The organism is Pseudoduganella dura, from assembly GCF_009727155.1.
Lineage (GTDB): Bacteria > Pseudomonadota > Gammaproteobacteria > Burkholderiales > Burkholderiaceae_D > Rugamonas > Rugamonas dura.
In genome coordinates this window covers 336941-354729 of the sequence record NZ_WNWM01000002.1, presented here as the reverse complement: position 1 = coordinate 354729, position 17789 = coordinate 336941, and the positions used below count along the sequence as shown (strand labels likewise).

General features: G+C 67.2%; 15 protein-coding genes. 10 read left to right on the top strand and 5 right to left on the bottom strand.

What is annotated here, in order from left to right; all coding sequences use genetic code 11:
- Positions 1 to 8 precede the first annotated feature (8 nt).
- The 4 genes from GJV26_RS01715 (at position 9) to hmpA (ending at position 4372) form a co-directional block, all read left to right on the top strand.
- Positions 9 to 2228 carry a hybrid sensor histidine kinase/response regulator gene (locus tag GJV26_RS01715; RefSeq protein WP_229427934.1) on the top strand — a complete coding sequence of 740 codons (2220 nt, stop codon included), beginning with the start codon at positions 9 to 11 and terminating at the stop codon, positions 2226 to 2228.
- 65 nt (positions 2229 to 2293) lie between these two features.
- Complete coding sequence (locus GJV26_RS01710) at positions 2294 to 2518, top strand: hypothetical protein (RefSeq protein ID WP_155707125.1); 225 nt, start codon at positions 2294 to 2296, stop codon at positions 2516 to 2518.
- A 68-nt stretch (positions 2519 to 2586) separates the two neighbouring features.
- Positions 2587 to 3045, top strand: coding sequence for an RrF2 family transcriptional regulator (locus GJV26_RS01705; RefSeq protein ID WP_155707123.1), 459 nt, complete (start codon positions 2587 to 2589; stop codon positions 3043 to 3045).
- Between the two features lie 145 nt (positions 3046 to 3190).
- Positions 3191 to 4372 carry an NO-inducible flavohemoprotein gene (gene hmpA / locus GJV26_RS01700; RefSeq protein ID WP_155707121.1) on the top strand — a complete coding sequence of 394 codons (1182 nt, stop codon included), beginning with the start codon at positions 3191 to 3193 and terminating at the stop codon, positions 4370 to 4372.
- A 24-nt stretch (positions 4373 to 4396) separates the two neighbouring features.
- Here hmpA and GJV26_RS01695 read toward each other — a convergent pair whose 3' ends face one another.
- Entirely contained in the window at positions 4397 to 5230 is an 834-nt protein-coding gene (locus GJV26_RS01695; RefSeq protein WP_155707119.1) for an HDOD domain-containing protein, read from the bottom strand.
- A gap of 116 nt (positions 5231 to 5346) precedes the next feature.
- The gene (locus GJV26_RS01690; RefSeq protein WP_155707117.1) at positions 5347 to 6630 is read right to left on the bottom strand and encodes a D-amino acid dehydrogenase; all 1284 of its coding nucleotides are present in this window, start codon (positions 6628 to 6630) and stop codon (positions 5347 to 5349) included.
- A 114-nt stretch (positions 6631 to 6744) separates the two neighbouring features.
- Here GJV26_RS01690 and GJV26_RS01685 point away from each other — a divergent pair, with 114 nt between their 5' ends.
- From GJV26_RS01685 to GJV26_RS01665, 5 genes are all read left to right on the top strand, one after another.
- The gene (locus GJV26_RS01685) at positions 6745 to 7236 is read left to right on the top strand and encodes an Lrp/AsnC ligand binding domain-containing protein (RefSeq protein WP_155707115.1); all 492 of its coding nucleotides are present in this window, start codon (positions 6745 to 6747) and stop codon (positions 7234 to 7236) included.
- A 204-nt stretch (positions 7237 to 7440) separates the two neighbouring features.
- The gene (locus tag GJV26_RS01680; protein ID WP_155707113.1) at positions 7441 to 9327 is read left to right on the top strand and encodes a DUF4214 domain-containing protein; all 1887 of its coding nucleotides are present in this window, start codon (positions 7441 to 7443) and stop codon (positions 9325 to 9327) included.
- A gap of 168 nt (positions 9328 to 9495) precedes the next feature.
- Positions 9496 to 11076 (top strand): hypothetical protein, encoded by a 1581-nt coding sequence (locus GJV26_RS01675; protein WP_155707111.1) that lies wholly within the window; start codon positions 9496 to 9498, stop codon positions 11074 to 11076.
- Positions 11077 to 11301: 225 nt separating this feature from the next.
- Positions 11302 to 11781 (top strand): hypothetical protein, encoded by a 480-nt coding sequence (locus tag GJV26_RS01670; protein ID WP_155707109.1) that lies wholly within the window; start codon positions 11302 to 11304, stop codon positions 11779 to 11781.
- A gap of 42 nt (positions 11782 to 11823) precedes the next feature.
- Positions 11824 to 13125, top strand: coding sequence for an NAD(P)/FAD-dependent oxidoreductase (locus GJV26_RS01665; protein ID WP_155707107.1), 1302 nt, complete (start codon positions 11824 to 11826; stop codon positions 13123 to 13125).
- On the opposite strand, the gene GJV26_RS01660 is transcribed toward GJV26_RS01665, so the two are convergent.
- Both GJV26_RS01660 and GJV26_RS01655 read right to left on the bottom strand, forming a co-directional pair.
- Entirely contained in the window at positions 13126 to 14544 is a 1419-nt protein-coding gene (locus GJV26_RS01660; RefSeq protein ID WP_155707105.1) for a cytochrome P450, read from the bottom strand.
- Positions 14545 to 14587: 43 nt separating this feature from the next.
- Positions 14588 to 15286, bottom strand: coding sequence for a sensor histidine kinase (locus tag GJV26_RS01655; protein ID WP_155707103.1), 699 nt, complete (start codon positions 15284 to 15286; stop codon positions 14588 to 14590).
- Positions 15287 to 15464: 178 nt separating this feature from the next.
- On the opposite strand from GJV26_RS01655, the gene GJV26_RS01650 reads away from it, so the two are divergent.
- Positions 15465 to 15977, top strand: coding sequence for a hemerythrin domain-containing protein (locus tag GJV26_RS01650; protein WP_155707101.1), 513 nt, complete (start codon positions 15465 to 15467; stop codon positions 15975 to 15977).
- Between the two features lie 69 nt (positions 15978 to 16046).
- Here GJV26_RS01650 and GJV26_RS01645 read toward each other — a convergent pair whose 3' ends face one another.
- Positions 16047 to 17690 carry a response regulator gene (locus GJV26_RS01645; protein ID WP_189441879.1) on the bottom strand — a complete coding sequence of 548 codons (1644 nt, stop codon included), beginning with the start codon at positions 17688 to 17690 and terminating at the stop codon, positions 16047 to 16049.
- Positions 17691 to 17789: the final 99 nt, after the last annotated feature.

Genomic DNA, 17789 nt, shown 5'->3' with positions numbered 1-17789 from the left:
AGCCGCCGGTGCCACGCCTGAACAGCCTGCGCGGCCGCCTGATCCTGCTCGTTGCGCTGGCGATCGCGCCGATGGCGGCGATGACGGTGCTTACCGGCGTGCGCGAACGCGAGCATGCGATCGACGTCGCGCGCGAGAACCTGCAGCGGGTCGCCAACCTGGCGGCGGCCAACGAGGCCCAGTCCATCGAAGGGGCGCGCCAGATCCTGCGCGACCTTTCCAGCATTCCCGACCTGCTGGAGAACCAGGAGGACTGCAGTGTGCTGCTGTCGGACATCCTGTCGAAGAACACCGATTACGTGAATTTCGGCCTGATCCAGCTCAACGGCGACGTGACGTGCAGCGCCGTGTCGTCGGTCGGCATGGTCAACCTGGCCGACCGGGCGCATTTCCGGCGCGCGATCGCCGAGCGCCGCTTCATCGCGGGCAATTACATCTTTGGCCGCGTGATCGGCAAGCACACGATCAACCTGACTTTCCCGGTCATCAAGAACGGCGACGTGAAGGCCGTGCTGTTCGCCGCCATGGACCTGGTGGAACTCGACAAGTTCGTGCTCGACGTGCAGCTGTCCCCCGGTTCGGTGCTGTGGACGGTCGACGCCGGCGGCACGATCATCTCGCGCCGGCCCGACCCCGCCAGCTGGTTCGGCAAGCCCATCCCCGCCGAGCTGCGGCCGGCGCTGGCCACGCGCCCGAAGGTGCCGGTGCTGCTGACCGGTGACGACGGCGTCCAGCGGCTGTACGCGTTCGCGCGCGTGGGCAAGCCCGACATCTCCGAGTACACCGTGGTGATCGGCATCCCCTACGACGAGATCGTGGCCGCCGCCACCCAGGACCAGCTGATCGCGGTGGTGGGCCTGGTGGTGACGATCACGCTGGCGCTGCTGGCGGCGTGGTTCGGCGGCGACCTGATGATCGTGCGGCGCATGCAGGCGCTGGTGCGCACCGCCGACCGCATCGCCAGCGGTTCGCTCGATACGCGCACCGGCATGCGCTACGAGGACGAGGAGATCAGCGGGCTGGCGCGCTCGCTCGACGAGATGGCGCTGGCACTGCAGAAGAAGGAAGTGGAACGCGACGCGGCGGCGGCCTCGCTGCAGGCGGCGGACCGACGCAAGGACGAATTCCTGGCCATGCTGGCGCACGAACTGCGCAACCCGCTGGCGCCGATCAGTTCGGGCGCCCAGGTGCTGAAGATGGCGCACGCGGATAACCCGGCGATCGCCCGCACGGCGGAGATCATTGCCAGGCAGGTCGAGCACATGACGCGGCTGATCGACGACCTGCTCGATGTGTCGCGCGTGACGCGCGGCCTGGTGAAGCTGAACCGGCAGCCGCTGGACCTGCGCACGGTGGTCGAGGACGCGGTGGAGCAGGCCTACCCGCTGTTCAAGTCGAAGCGCCAGCAACTCGAGCTGGACATTCCGCACGCGCCGATGGGCATCAATGCCGACCACAAGCGGATGGTGCAGGTGGTGGCGAACCTGCTCAACAACGCGGCCAAGTACACCCAGGAATACGGTCACATCCGCGTGGCGCTGCAGCGCGACGGGGCGCTCGTGCGGCTGGTGGTGGCCGACGACGGCATCGGCATGGCGCCCGAGCTGGTGGCGCGTGTGTTCGAGCTGTTCACGCAGGCCGAGCGCACGTCGGACCGTTCGCAGGGCGGGCTGGGCCTCGGGCTGGCGCTGGCGCGCACGCTGGTGACGCTGCACGGCGGCACCTTGCGCGCCGAGAGCGCCGGCCCGGACCAGGGCAGCGCGTTCACCGTCGAACTGCCTTACGATGAGACGCCGGTCCAGGCGGGTCCGGGCGGCGCGCAGCCCGCCGGCGCGGCCGCCGTCCGGCCCGGCAAGCTGCGCTGCCTGGTGGTGGACGACAACGTCGATGCGGCGCAGACGCTGGCGCTGTTCCTCGAGGCCGGCGGGCACCTGGTGCACGTGGCGTACCGCGCCACCGAGGCGCTGGAGCTGGCACGCGCGCATGCGCCACAGCTGTGCTTCCTCGATATCGGCCTGCCCGACATCGACGGCAACCAGCTCGCCCGGCAATTGCGCGCTCTGCCGCAAACGGCCGACGCGCAGCTGGTGGCGGTGACCGGCTATGGCCGCAAGGAGGACCAGGAAAAATCGATCGCCGCCGGCTTCGACCAGTATTTCGTGAAGCCGATGGATACGGCGAAACTGGTGCATCTGCTGTCGTTGCTGACGCCGGATACTGTGCAATGAGCATGCAGATGAGCGGCCGGCGCATCCGTGCGCACGGCAGAAATCCGGCGCGCTAGACTGACGCGATGAAACGCTATCGCAACCTCGCAGGCCACTCGGGCGTGGTGGCCTACGACATCGGACCCGAAGCAATCGCCGTGAAATTCGCCAGCGGCGAGGTGTACGACTACACCTACCGCGCCACCGGCCGCGATCGCGTGGAGACGATGAAGGCGCTGGCCGGGGCGGGCAGGGGGCTGGCCACGTTCATCGCGCGCCACGTGCGCGACGAATACGAGCGCAGGCGCTGAAGCGCTCGCCGCCGCCCGGCCGCGGCCGCCCCGCCGTTATAATGGCGCAGCCGTTTGCCCTGGATATCATGCGACTCACCACCTTCACCGACTACACGCTGCGTTCCCTGATGTACCTGGGCATGCACCGCGACCGCCTGGCCACGATCCAGGATATCGCGGACCTGCACGGCATCTCGAAGAACCATCTCACGAAGGTGATCCACCAGCTGGGCATGTCGGGACTGGTCGAGACGGTGCGCGGCCGCAACGGCGGCCTGCGCCTGCGCGGCGAACCCGCCGACATCAATATCGGCGCCGTGGTACGGGCCAGCGAGCCGGATTTCCACATGGCCGAGTGTTTCGACGCTGCCGCGCCCGGCTGCGCCTTCGCCGGGGCCTGCGGCCTGCAGGGCAAGCTGCGCGAAGCCACCGAAGCCTTCCTTGCCGTGCTCGACGGCGTCACACTGGCCGACCTGCTGCCCGGCGCACGCCGCCAGGAGCACGCCATCCTGTTGCACATGCCGGAGCGCCGCCCCGGTTCCTGACGGCCGGCGGGGCGCCCGGCGCACGGTACACCACGGTTCCTGCCTGGGACATTTTGTCCAGTTCCCGTCGTTTTTTTAAACATGCATACTGAATGCAAGTTTTAACGAAGGTAGTTTCAAGTCAACCAAGCCAAGGAGAACCGCCATGCTATCCGCCGAACACCGCGCCATCGTTTCCGCCACCGTGCCCATCCTCGAACAGGGCGGCGAGGCACTGACCCGTCACTTCTATCCGATCCTGTTCCGCGATTACCCGCAGGTGAAACCGTACTTCAACCAGACCCACCAGAGCGACGGCGCCCAGCCGCGCGCGCTGGCGAACGCCGTGCTGATGTACGCGAAGAACATCGACCGGCTGGAAGCCCTCGGCCCGCTGGTGGGGCAGATCGTCAGCAAGCACGTGGCGCTGGACATCCGGCCGGAACATTACCCGATGGTGGGCGCGAGCCTGCTGCAGGCGATCCGCGAAGTGCTCGGTGCCGACGTGGCGACCGATGCGGTCATCGAGGCGTGGGGCGCGGCGTACGGCCAGCTGGCCGGCATTCTGGCCGGTGCCGAAGGCCGGGCCTATGACGCGCTGGCTGCCGCGCCGGGCGGCTGGAACGGCCTGCGCCGCTTCGTCGTGGCCGGCAAGCGGCGCGAGAGCGACGAGATCACGAGCTTCGTGTTCCGGCCGGAAGATGGCGGCCCGGTGGCCGATTTCCAGCCCGGCCAGTACATCGGCCTGCGCGCCGTGGTGGACGGCGTGGACCAGCGCCGCAACTATTCGCTGTCGGCCGCGCCGGACGGCGCCACGTACCAGATCAGCGTGAAGCGCGAGCGGGGTGGCGCGATGTCGAACCACCTGCACGATGCGGTGAACGAAGGCGACGTGGTCGAATTGCTGCCGCCATCGGGCGTGTTCACCCTGGCCGCGCACGCCAGCCGGCCGATCGTGTTCATCACCGGCGGCGTGGGCATCACGCCCACGCTGGCGATGCTGCCGGCGGCGCTGGCCAGCGGGCGCGACGTGCACTTCATCCACGCCGCGCGCCATGGCGGCGTGCACGCGTTCCGCGCGCATGTCGACGCGCTGGCCAGCCGCCATCCGCAACTGCGCCGCCACTACCTGTATGCGGAAGACGCGGGCCATGCCGCGCCGGACGCGGTGGGCCTGCTCGACAGTGAATTGCTGGCGGCCTGGCTGCCGGAAAGCCGCGACGTGGACGCGTATTTCCTCGGCCCGCAGCCGTTCATGAAGGTTGTCAGGAAATCGCTGCGCGAACTGGGCGTGCCTGAAAGCCAGACGTACCACGAATTCTTCGGCCCGGCCGCCGCGCTGGCGTAAGCGCCGCAGGCACCTGCGCCGCCCTCAGACCAGCAGCGCGGCGGTCATCGAGGTGGCGTCCCGCTCGGCCTCGTCCAGGATCTCCGCGGCCATCTGCTCGTCGATGAACAGGTCGACGACGGATTCGGACTGGGGCGTTTCCTCGCGCGGCTGCGCCAGCGGGGAATCGACGGGGGCGAAGTGGTTCGCCAGCAGCAGCGTGTCGAGCAGGCTTTCCGGCGGCACGCCGAGGAAGCCGTCGCGCAGGCCTTCGATCGCCGTGGCGACTTCTTCGGGAATCGCCAGCTTCGCCATCACTTCGCGCATGATGATCTCCTCGCTGGCGGGTTGCCAGTTGTCCGGATCGGGATCGAGCAGGCCGGGGAACTCGTCGGCCCGCGACAGCAGGTAGAAGCCGCCCACTTCATGCACGATACCGGCGAACAGCGCGGTATCGCCGTTTACCTCGGTCACGTCGCGGGCGATGATGCGGGCCAGGCAGGCCACATATACGCTGTGCTGCCACAGCTGTTCGGCCTTGGCGCGCACGACCGGGTCGGTGATCTTGGCGCCGAACTGGCGCACCACCATCGCGGCGGCCAGTGCATACAGGTTGTGGTAACCCACGCGCGTGATCGCGGCGCGCACGTTGGTGACGGTGTTGCCGCTGCGGTTGAACATGGCCGAGTTGGCGAGCGCGACAGTGCGAGCGGCCAGTTGCGGCTCGGCCAGCACGAGGCGGATCGCCTCGTCGATCGGGGTGTCGGGGTTCTCGAGCGCCAGCTGCACACGTAACGCTGCGTTGACGCTGGTGGGAAATACCAGATCTCCCCGGATCGCCAGCGCCGCGATATGCCCGAAGGCTTCCAGTTTATTCATGACGGAATTATACGCACCCGCTTCTCCCCGCACAATTGAGCCCGGGAGGAGCGCGGCCGCAGGCTGCGGGCAGGAGGCCGGGGCAGGGCCGCGCGGGCCTTCCCGCCGCGCGGCGTTCAGGCGCCGGCGAGCTGCGGTTGGCGCGTGCCGGCGCTACGGTGGTAGCGCTCCACCGACAAATCGTCCGCCCGGATCGCCGGGCGCCTGGCCGACATGATGTCGGCCAGCAGCTGTGCCGAACCGCAGCTCATCGTCCAGCCCAGCGTGCCATGGCCCGTATTGACGAACAGGTTCGGCAGCGGCGTGCGGCCGACCACCGGCGTGCCGTCCGGCGTCATCGGGCGCAGGCCCGTCCAGAAGCTGGCCTGCGCGGTATCGCCGGCGCCGGGGAACAGGTCGTTCACGACCATTTCCAGCGTGGCGCGGCGGCGCGGGTTCAGGCGCCTGTCATAGCCGGCGATCTCGGCCATGCCGCCGACGCGGATGCGGTCGTCGAAGCGGGTCACGGCGATCTTGTAGGTCTCGTCGAGGATCGTCGAGGCGGGTGCCCGGTCGGCGTTGACGATCGGCACCGTGATCGAATACCCCTTCAGCGGATAGACCGGCAGGTCGAGAATGCCGCGCAGCAGGGGCGTCGAATAGGCGCCCAGCGCCACCACGTACGAATCGGCGGTCACGACTTCGCCGGCGCAGCGCACGCCGCGTATTTCACCGCCGGCCACATCGAGGCCATCGATGTCGACGTTGTAGCGAAACTGCACGCCGAGCTCCTGTGCCATGCCGGTCAGCCGCGTGGTGAACAGCTGGCAATCGCCCGTTTCATCGTTCGGCAGGCGCAGGCCGCCCACCAGCCGCTCGCTGGCGATGCCCGGCTCGGCCGACAGCAATTCGCGCGCGCCCAGCAACTCGTAGGGCACGCCGGTTTCCTTCAGCACTTCGATATCCTTGGCCGCGCCGTCCATCTGCTTCTGCGTGCGGAACAGTTGCGTCGTGCCGCCCTGGCGGCCTTCGTAGGCGATGCCGGTGGCGGCGCGCAGGGCCTTGAAGCAGTCGCGGCTGTATTCGGCCAGGCGCACCATGCGTTCCTTGTTCACCGCATAGCTGTCGGCATTGCAGTTCTGCAGCATCTGCCACATCCACTGCAGCTGGAACAGCGAACCGTCGAGCGATATCGCCAGCGGCGCGTGCCGCTGCATCATCCACTTGACGGCCTTCAGCGGAATGCCCGGCGCGGCCCAAGGCGACGCATAGCCGGGCGAGATCTGGCCCGCGTTGGCGAAACTCGTCTCCAGGGCGGGGCCGGGCTGGCGGTCCAGCACCGTGACCGCATGTCCTTCCCGCGCCAGGTAATACGCCGTGGTGACACCGATGACGCCGCTACCAAGAATGACGATGCGCATGCTTGCCTCAGAGATAAGAATTGGTCTGGCTTGATTGCCCGGGGAATTCACCTATGGTAAGTTTTGTTTGGTAGTGGTTGTTACTATATATCGCTGATAAAACAGGAAAAAATCATGCGTACACAAAAAGAGTCCGTGCGGGCCCTGGACAAGCTCGACCGCAAGATCCTGCGCATACTGCAGGACGATGGACGCATCTCGATGAAGGATCTGTCCGAGCAGGTGGGCCTGTCGGTCACGCCGGCGATCGAGCGCGTCAAGCGGATGGAACGCGACGGTGTCATCACCGGCTATCACGCCCGGCTCAATCCCGCGGCGGTCGGCGCCACGCTGCTCGTGTTCGTGGAGATCACGCTGAACCAGAAGTCCGCCAGCCACTTCGAACAGTTCCGGCGCGAAGTGCTGCGCATTCCCGAGGTGCAGGAATGCCACCTCGTGTCCGGCGATTTCGACTACCTGATCAAGGCCCGGATCCATCAGATGGCCGAGTACCGCAAGCTGCTCGGCGACATGCTGCTGAACCTGCCGGGTGCCGCACAGTCGAAAAGCTACGTGGTCATGGAAGAAATCAAGGAGACGCTGGTGCTCGCGACGGAGGGAAACTAGCGACGGCGCTGGCCACAATCGACATCAGCGGGCAGACATAGTTTCGTACTCGGAGAAAATGCCCAGCTTACGCCAACCGCGCCAACTGAAAAATGTTGCGCGGGAACAGCAATATCGGCGAACTCTTGCCGTGATTGAGTTTTGCGATGATCCATGGAAATAATTCTGCTAGAATTGTCTAAAATTTCCTTGGAGCATCTAAAAATGAACAGCGTCAACTATTCACTGAATGCCAACGGTACGCTGACCTTTCACCGGCCGCTGTTGCCGGGCGATCTGCTGTTCACCGACGATGCTTACTCCGCCACGTGGAGCGGGGCCGATCTGCGCGCCGTCAGTACCTGGCTCAGCGACGACGGGGCGAGCAACTACGACTTCGGCGGCTATGCCAGCGACTATGCCTATGCCAGGGTGACCATCACGGCGCCGGCCGACGGCAATTACGACCTGACGGTGCAGAGCGCGACGGGTTTCAGCTATACCGGCGACGCGAAGGACGCCGATACCCAGCTCTGGCTGTACGAAGGCAGCTTCGATCCGGCCAATCCGCTCGCCAATCTGGTGGCGGCCAACGAGGATATCGACGCGTTCACCGGCGACGGCGCTCAGGGCAACCTGCTGTCGAAACTGAGCGCGGTGTCGCTGCGCGCGGGCGTCAGCTATGTGCTGGTGCTGAGCAGCCGGGAAGCGGGATTGACGGGCAGCGCGGTGGTGACGTTTGCCGACGCGCCGATCGCACTTCCGCCGCCGAGCGATGTGACGGTGCCGGAAACGGAACCCGCGCCGGAACTGCCGCCGGTGCCGGTCGCACCTGCCCCGGTACCCGCGCCTGCCCCGGAACCTGCGCCAGCCCCCGCACCTGCGCCAGCCCCGGCACCTGCGCCAGCCCCGGAACCTGTGCCGGCTCCTGCACCGGCTCCAGCTCCCGCACCGGCTCCTGCGCCAGCACCGGCTCCTGCACCAGCCCCGGCGCCAGCACCGGCCCCGGCGCCAGCACCGGCCCCGGCCCCGGCTCCCGCACCAGCCCCGGCTCCCGCACCAGCACCGGCCCCGGCTCCCGCACCAGCGCCGGCTCCCGCACCAGCGCCGGCCGCAGGTACGCCTTCGGCAGGCGCGCCTCAGGGCGGCGCCACGACGGACCCGGATGCCGTCGTTACCGGCAGTACGGCAGACGACATCCTGAAGGGCGGCAGTGGCAGCGATATCTTCACGCCGGGCAAAGGCCACGACACGATCCTCGCCGGCGCCGGCAGCGATACCGTGCAGCTGGCGGGCCGTGCGTCGGATTACAAGATGACGCTGGTGGACGGCACGCTCGTCGTGTCCGCCATCGACGGCAGTACCGTCAAGATGAGCGATGTCGAGACGCTGGTCTTCACGGGCGGGCAGGGCAACGCATACGAAGAGCTGGTTGCCCGGCTGTACCATGGGGTGCTGGGCCGCGAAGGCAACGCCTTCGAGATCGATTACTGGGCGGGCGTCCTGGACAGTGGCGCCACGGCGAAATTCGTTGCGTCGGAGTTCATCAATTCGCCGGAAGCCGGCGAGCTGTTCCTTACTTCCGGCATCGCCGGTTTCGTCACGGCGCTGTATGAAAGTATCCTCGGCCGCACGCCTTCGCAGGGAGAAGGCGCCTTCTGGGTCAACGCGATTCTCAATGGTGCGAGCCGCGCCGACGTCGCGCTCGGTTTCGTCAATTCCCCGGAGTACCTGTCGCAGGCGGTGAAGCTCGATCTCGACCATAGCGATATCGGCGTGCTGCTGCGCCTGTACCAGACGATCTTCGACCGTGCGCCGGATGAGGCCGGCCTGAACTACTGGCTGGCACAGCGTGCGAACGGTGTCTCGATGAGCAGCATCGCCAATGGTTTCGCCACCTCCACGGAAGCCGGTGTCGTCAGCAACGCCGCATTCGTGGACCAGCTGTTCCATGGCGGCCTGCACCGCGACCCGACCGCGGCCGAGAAATCGGAACTGGTCCACCTGCTCGATGTCGGCTTCGAACGAGGCCAGGTCCTGCTGCAGGTGGCGGAATCGGCCGATGTCGTCGCGCTGGTCGGCGTCGTCACCAGCACCATCGAAGCGGCCTGACCGCGCCCACCGGCGCTCCCGCCAGCACGGCCGCACGCTGGCCGCTTGCCCGTCAACGGACCATGTCGCTCCCGTTGCCGGGAAATGCGCCAGCCGGGCGCGGCACCGGCACCCCTCGAGTTCCGCTAGAATGCCGAAAAGGCATTTCAGACCAACGAGGGAGCCGCCGTGAATCAATCCGCATCGTCGCAAGTCACGCCGGCCGCGCCGGAACACACGCTGAAACTGCGCACTCTCGACGAGCATTTGTGCACGGACCAGAGCTTTGCCTCCGCGCTGGCACGCCTGCTCGGCGCGATCGCCGTGGGCGAGGACGGATCGATGACGCTGGCGCAGTTCGCCGCCGTGACCGATCTTTCCGGCGATGGCAAGGCTTCCGCCGTGTTTACCGCGCTGGTTCTGAACGCGATCGAATCGGGGGTGACCGTCGACTGGGCGGTCAATGCGCTGGCCCGCAGCAGCGGCGCGGTGGAGCCGGCCGCGCGCGAAGCCGCTTTCGCGATGATGAAGCCGCTGCTGGCGTTGCAGGGCCGCCGCGCCCGGCCGCTGGCCGCGAGGGCCGCACGCTCGCTCGGCATCCGCGTCACGCCGGAACATTACTATGACCTGCCCCCGGAAGAAGAGCGCCGCCTGCTGAACAACCTCGGCACGCAGGCGCGCAAGCTCGTCAAGGGCAGGGGGCTGGTCGATGCCGTGGCCGATTTCGGCCGCAGCACGGGCCAGGTCGAACTGCTGAATCATGCACGCGGCTTCAACGGCGGCATGATGACGCAGGAACAGCTGCGCGACGTGGTGCAGCGCGCCGTGGACACGATCACGCACGGCATCGACGCCTACCAGGAAAAGGCCGTCGCGCCGCTGCCGGGCGACGGGGAGGCGGGCGGGCTGTCGGCCACCGCCGAACAGCTGCGCCAGCAGGTGCTGCAGCGCCTGGCGCTGGTGGATGCCCGCATTGCCTACGAGCGCCGCATGCTGTGGCAGGATATCGACGACGCGGTGCACGATGCCGGCAATGCGATCGAGGTGGCCATCGCCGAACGGCTCGATACCGAACAATGGAAAGACGAGCAGGTGTGGTCCGGCATTGCCCGCGACCAGTTCGCGCGCGAGATGGAATACCGGCTCGAGCGCGTGGCGCGCCGCAAGCAGGAGGCGCTCGACCTGCTGCACCACGACCTGAAGCTGTTCCAGTCCGACATGCGCATCACGCAGGCCGAGGCGTTCAAGCGCCAGCACCACGCGGCACTGGCGCGGCTGATGCCGCGGCTGCGCATCGGCACGCGCCTGGTCAACGGTGTCGACACGGCCGCCAACCTCACGCTGATGGGCAGCGCGGTGGCCGCTGCCGGCACCAGCACGGCCGCCTACCTGTTCGGCGTGGCGGTGGTGATCCCCGTCGTCGCCCCGGTGGTGCCCTTCGTCGGCGGCGCCGTGCTGCTGGCGTCCGCGTTCAAGTGGGCGACCGACACCAATAAACGCAAGCGCGAGGAGATCCGCGACAAGCGCCGCGTGTTCGAGGATGAACTGCGGCGCCGGATGAAGGAAGCGGAACAGGGTTTCATCGTGCAGCTGGACCGCATCGGCAGCGCATTCTACGAATCGGCCAGCGCCCTGCTGACGCCGCTGATACTGGAAGCCGAGGCGGCCAGCCGCATCCAGGCCGTGCGCAAGCGGATCGCGGACAAGGTGATCAGCCAGGCGCACCGGGCGATCGCGCAACTGCAGGCGGCGCTGGGGGCGTCGATCTAGTCTGTCCATTGCGTAACCCCGATGGCGCGGCTCCGGCCGCCGTGGCGGGCGGCCCGATGGCGCGGCGCCCATGTACCGCTTTACCTCCTTCGCCAAGGACAGCCAGGCGGCATCCGGCGCGGCCCGGGCACCTGCCGGGCCGCGCTTTGGCGATGAACGCACGCGCCACTGCCGGGTCGCATACAATGGCCATGGCCGCGGCCCGTTTCAACCATCGATGCATCCATGACCAATCTTAAAATTTCGCTTTTCGCCGCCGGCCTGCTGGCCGTCTGCTCCGCTTCCGCCCAGGTGTCGATCACGGTCGGCCAGCCCGGCTTCTATGGCCGGGTCGACATCGGCGCCATGGCGCCGCCACCCGTCATCTATCGCGAGCCCGTCATCGTGGAGCGCCCGGTCCGCGTGGTGCGCGAGCCGCTGTACCTGCGCGTGCCGCCCGGTCATGCGAAGAACTGGCGCAAGCACTGCGGCAAGTACCGCGCCTGCGGCCGGCGCGTGCTGTTCGTGCGCGACGACTGGTACCTGAACGACTACGCGCCCCGTTATCGCGCGGAGCACCGCGGCCAGCATCGTCAACATGGGCAGCACGAGCGTCGCGACCACCCTGAACACCGGGGCGGCCGGGATGACCATCGCGATGGCGGTCGCCGCGATCATGACCGGGGCCATGGCAACGGCCACGGCAAGGGGCACGGCCGCGACTGACGCGCATTCCCGGCCGGCGCCATTCATTTCAAGGAGAACCGTTTGCAGAGCAAATATGTGATCGTGGGAGGAGGGGCGGGCGGCCTGGAGCTGGCCTGCAAACTGGGCCGCAAGTTGGGGCCGGGCAAGGTGATGCTGGTGGACAGCCGGCTATACCATATCTGGAAGCCGTCGCTGCACGAGGTGGCGGCCGGCTCGCTGGACATCCATGCCGAAGGCCTGTCATACCAGATGCTGGCGCACGACAATCACTTCACCTACGTGTACGGCGCGTTCGAAGCGCTCGATGCCCCGGCCCGCACGATCAGCGTGGGGCCGATCGAAACGCCGGCCGGCGAAACCGTCCTGCCGGCCCGTACGATCGCCTATGAATCGCTGGTGCTGGCGGTCGGCAGCACGTCGAACTACTTCGGCGTGCCAGGCGCCGCCGAGAATACCATTTCGCTGAACGGCACCGAGGATGCCGAGCGCTTCCGCCTCACGCTGCTCAAACTGCTGGCCAAGGCGGCCAACAAGCGCGCCGGCCAGGGCGCCGAGCAAGGCGTGGACATCGTCATCATCGGCGGCGGCGCGACCGGCGTCGAGCTGGCGGCGGAACTGCGCGAGGCCAGCGGCGTGTATGCCGCCTATGGTTTCGGCGACCTGAAGCCGCTGCGCGACGTGCGCATCTCCATCATCGAAGGCGCGCCGCGCATCCTGGCGCCACTGCCCGAACGGGTATCGATCGCCGCCGCGGGGCTGCTGGCCGAACGTGGTGTGCGCGTACTGACCGATACGCGCGTGACGGAGATCGGCCCCGACCACGTCGCCGTGCTGAAGGGCGACGTGTACCCGGCCGACATCGTGGTGTGGGCGGCCGGCATCAAGGCGCCGGACTTCCTGAAAAACCTGGGCTTGCCGACCGTGAAGGGCGGCCATCTCGATGTGACCGGCGAACTGGTGGTCAAGGGCTTCCCGGATATCTACGCGCTGGGCGATTGCGCGCAGTGCATCGGCGCCGACGGCAAGCCGGTGCCGCCGCGCGCCCAGGCCGCGCACCAGCAGGCCGACTACCTGCTGGAAACGCTGCTGCGGCGCGAGCGCGGCAAGTCGCCACAGGGCAAGCCCTACGAATACCGCGACTATGGCTCGCTGGTGTCGTTCGGCCAGCGCGAGTCGGTCGGCAGCCTGATGGGTTCGCTGCAGGGCAAGAACTGGTTCGTGGAAGGCTTTTTCGCGCGGATGATGTATACGAGCCTGCACCTGATGCACCACCAGGCGATCATGGGCACGCTGCGCACCGGCGTGCTGGCGCTGGCGCGCTTCCTGATCAAGCGCAGCACGCCGATGGTCAAGCTGCACTAGTCAGCAGGCCTGCGGCCGGGCGCGCAGCCGCATCGACAGCGGCGCCGGCGCCATCACGAAGCCCATCACTTCGGCCGGCGGGGCCCCGGCGAGGTCGGCGGCGGTGCCGCGAACGCGCACCTGCACGATGTCGAAGCGCGCCAGCAGCATCGCCAGCGCCACCTTCATCTCCATCAGCGACAGGTAACGCCCGGGGCACATGCGCGGACCGCTGCCGAACGGCAGCACCACGTGCCGGTCGGCGTTCCCGCCCGGCAGCCAGCGCGCCGGGTCGAAGCGTTCCGGTTCCGGGAAAAACGCCGCGGCCACGCTGTCGTGCCGCAGCACGCACCACACCATCGTGTTCGCCGGCAGCCGCGTATCCATCACCGCGCTCTCGCGCAGTGCCTGCAGCGGCAGGAACGGCGCGGGCGGTTTCAGTCGCATCGCCTCGAGCGCGCAGGCTTGCACGTAGTCGAGCGCTTCGATGCTTTCCGGCGTGGCGCTGGCGATATCGGGCACATGGCGGAGCACTTCTTCCCGCGCCCGGGCCTGCGCCTCCGGATGCCGCCACAGCAGCCATACCAGCCAGGCCAGCGCGCCGGAGGTGGTTTCCTCGCCGGCCAGCAGCATCGTCAGCACATTGCCGGCGACGGCGCCGTCGTCGACGCCGCTAGCGGGCCTGTCCGCCGCCGCCAGCATGGCCTGCAACAGGTTGGCCGGCCGTTCGCGCAGCGCGGGATCGGCCGCCATCGCGGCACGCGCCGCGGCGATGAAACCGTCCGTCGCCGAGCGCACGGCCTGCGCGCTGCGATCGAGGCGGCGATCGGCCGGCAGCCGGATCCAGCGCCAGTAGGCAAAGGGCAGCAGCGAACGGCGCGCCAGCCCGTCCATCACGATATCGACATGCCCCTGGATCGCAGCGTCGCCGGTTTCCGTCGAATTGACATCGGCACCGAACGCGAGGCCGGCTATCACGTCCACCGCGTAGCGTTTCAGGTCGCCGGTAAGATCGATCTCGCCGGCGGCGCCGTTCCAGCGTTCCCGCAGCCGCAAGGCTACCCGCACCTGCCGCCCGAAATACTCGCGGATGGCGGCGGGCGACAGGCCGTGCATCACCATGCGGCGCTGGTGGCGCCATGCGTCGCCTTCGGCCATGAAGACTCCCGGGCTGCCGCCCAGTTCTTCGGCCACCTCGGCGGTGATGGCGGGGCGGCGGAAGCCTTCCGGCCGGTCGCGCAGCACGGTGGCGATCGCCGTGCTGTCGGCGATGACCACCACCGGGCGCGTGCCGATGCGGACGCGGAAGATCGGCCCGTAACGGCCGGCCCAGCGCTCCATCGTGCGGTGCACGGTGCGGGGATCGAGTTGCAGCGCATTGCCGAGCAGCGGCAGGCCGGGCGGGCCAGGCAGATCGGCTATCTCGCGCGCGGTCGTCATGGTTGCGGGGCGCAGCCACGCCGGGAACAGGCGTGGCGGGGAATCAGGTGGCCGGCTTCGGCAGCACCACGGTCAGCACCGCGCCGCCTTCGGGGTGAGTGGCCAGCGTCAGCGTGCCGCCCAGCAGGCGGGCTCGCTCGCGCAGCAGGCGCAGGCCGTACTTTTCGCCATCCGGCGTCGCGCCGGGCGCCAGGTCGTGGGTGCTGCCCTTGCCGTTGTCGCGCACCGTCAGCATGATCTCGTCTTCGTTGTCGTCGACGATCACGTCGACCGCGGTGGCACCCGAGTGCGCCGTCACGTTCGACAAACCCTGTTCCAGCACGCGCAGCAGCACCACGCCGAATTCGCGCGGGCATGCCGGCTCTTCCTCGGGCAGGCTGTGGCGGGCCGCGATCCCGTATTGCTGGGCAAATTGCGTAACCAGTTCGGAGAACGCGACCTTGATGCCGAGGAACTCGAGCTTGTCGTTCCACAGCTTGTGCTGCATTTGCCGGTTGTTCTCGATGATCGTGTGCAGCAGGTTCTTCATCTGGGCGGCGCGGTCGCGCAGCGGCTGGTCCGGCGGCAGCTTGGCCGCCAGCAGGCCGAGGTGCATCGTCAACGCCGTCAGTGACGAGCCCAGGCTGTCGTGCAGCTGCCGCGCGAGCGCGCGGCGGTCATTGTCCCAGCTGGTGACCACGTGGCCCAGCAGGTCGGAAAGTTCGGCGGCGTGCTTGGCCTGGTCGGGAGTCTCGTCGGGCATGGTTGGTATAGGTATCGGCCTCGGGAATAACAGGCGGATGATACATGAGGTTTCCAGGAAATGTCGCACCAGCACTATCGTGTGTTGTCGCACAGTCAGGGCCCGCGGGAACGGGCACATTGGCAGGCAGTGATCCACGACGCTGTCCAATTCCGCCCAACCAACACAAGGAGTAGCCATGAGTGCCACAGCCAAGCCACGTGATGCCGTTGCCCTGCTGAAGCAGGACCATGCCGAAGTCAAGGCGATGTTCGAGCAGTACGAAGCACTGGGTGACCGCGCCTTTTCCAGCAAGCAGAAACTGGCCGAGAAGATTTGCCTGGAACTGACGAAGCATGCGATCGCCGAGGAAGAGATCTTCTACCCGGCCGTGCGCGCCGATGCGGACGATGCCGAGGACCTGGTCGATGAAGCGACCGTCGAGCATGCGTCGGCGAAGGACCTGATAGCCCAGATCCACGCCATGGATCCGCACGACGACCTGTACGATGCGAAAGTGAAAGTGCTCGGCGAATACATCGAGCACCACGTCGAGGAAGAGGAGAAGGAGATGTTCCCTGCGGCGAAGAAGGCGGGTATCGACCTGCTTGCCCTCGGCGCCCAGATCCAGGCACGCAAGGATGAGATCGACGAGATTCCGCTGGCGCCGGTGCCGGGCAAGGTGGTCTACTCGAACCAGCCCGCGGCCTGACGGCGCGCGCCCGCACCGTGGCCATGAAGCGGGCGTACGGTGCGGGCGCCGCCACGCGGCGCCGTCACATCACGGCCTGAGCGCGGCGGTGGCGGCCGTTGCCGGTGTCCCGCCCGTCAAGTTGGCGATCGCCTTCATCAGGCTGTCGATGTCGACCGGTTTCACCAGGTGCATGTCGAAGCCCGCTTCCAGGACGCGGCGCTGGTCTTCGGCCAGGCCGTAGCCCGTCAGTGCGATGAGGCGGATATGCTGCATTTCCGGATCGCCGCGCAGGCGCCGCGCCACCTCGTAGCCATCGATGCCGGGCAGGCCGATATCGACCAGCGCCACACCGGGGCGGTATTCGTGCGCGACCGCGAGGCCTTGCAGGCCGTCGGCGGCATGGCGCACTTCGTAGCCGTAGCACGACAGCATCATTGCCATCATTTCGCGGCCGTCGTCGTTGTCTTCAATCAGCAGTACAGTGGGTTTGGCCTGTTCGTTCGTGTCCATGATTTGCGGGTTGGGTTCGGTAATGCGTTCGATGCGGGGGAGGCGGATCAGGAAAGTGCTGCCCTCGCCGGGGCCGGCGCTGTCGGCTTCCACGCCGCCGCCGTGCAGTTCGGCCAGGCGGCGCACCAGCGCCAAGCCAATGCCGAGCCCGCCTTGGGCCCGGTCCAGCGTGCTCGTGCCCTGCACGAACACATCGAACACGTGCGGCAGCAGCTCGGGCGGAATGCCCACGCCGGTATCATGGACGGTGAGCACGATGTCATCTTCTTCCACTTCCAGGAAGATGTCGACCGTGCCGCCCGGCGGCGTGTATTTCAGTGCGTTGTCGAGCAGGTTCGAGAAAATCTGTTCGAGCCGTGTCACGTCGCCGTCCACCCAGCCGCTTTCCAGTTCCACATGCACCTCGTAATCGGCCGTGCGGCCCGTGGTGCGGTAGGTTTCCAGGCAGTTGCGGATCAGCGCCGCCACGTCCACCGGCGCGCGGTTCAGCAGGATCTTGCCGGACATCGCGCGCGACAGGTCGAGCAGGTCGTCGACGATGCGGCCCAGGTGCTGGCTCTGCCGCTGGATGATCTTTTTTGCGCGCGTGGCCGCGTCTCCCGTCACGCCCGGCAGGCCGATCAGCGAAGCGGCGCTGCTGATCGCCGACAGCGGGTTGCGCAATTCATGGCCCAGCATCGCCAGGAACTCGTCCTTCGCATGGTTCTGCCGCTCGGCGACCTTGCGTTCCTCGATCTCCTGCAGCAGCCGCTTGTTGCTGCTGATGAGATCGGTGGTGCGCTGGCTCAGCTGGCGTGCCTGCCTCTTCAGCTCCTCGTTCTTCACGGCCAGCGCCACGAAAACCGAAATCTTCGCGTGCAGGATCTGTGGAATCACCGGCGTGAACAGGAAGTCCGCCGCGCCTTTCTGGTAAGCCTTCAGGCGGTCGAGTTCGTCCGCCACGAAAGCGGTGATGAAAATGATCGGGATGTTGGCCGAGCGGGCGCGCTGGTGGATCGCCTCGGCGGTTTCGAAACCATCCATGCCGGGCATGTTCACGTCGAGCAGGATCACGGCGAAGTCGTGCATCAGCACCTGCCGCAATGCCTCTTCGCCGCTGCGCGCGGCGATCACTTCATACGATTCCTGCTCAGCCCATTGTGCCAGCAAGCTCGTGAGGGCGAACAGGCTGTTGGCATCGTCGTTGACGACGAGAATTTTCGGTTTGTCTACTTTGGCCACGGGCACTTGTAATTGTGGATGTTCTGCTGAAAACAATTCTGTAAGACAAACATCTGAACGATCATAGCAAGGGGGCAAGATGCTGTCAAAAGTCCTGAC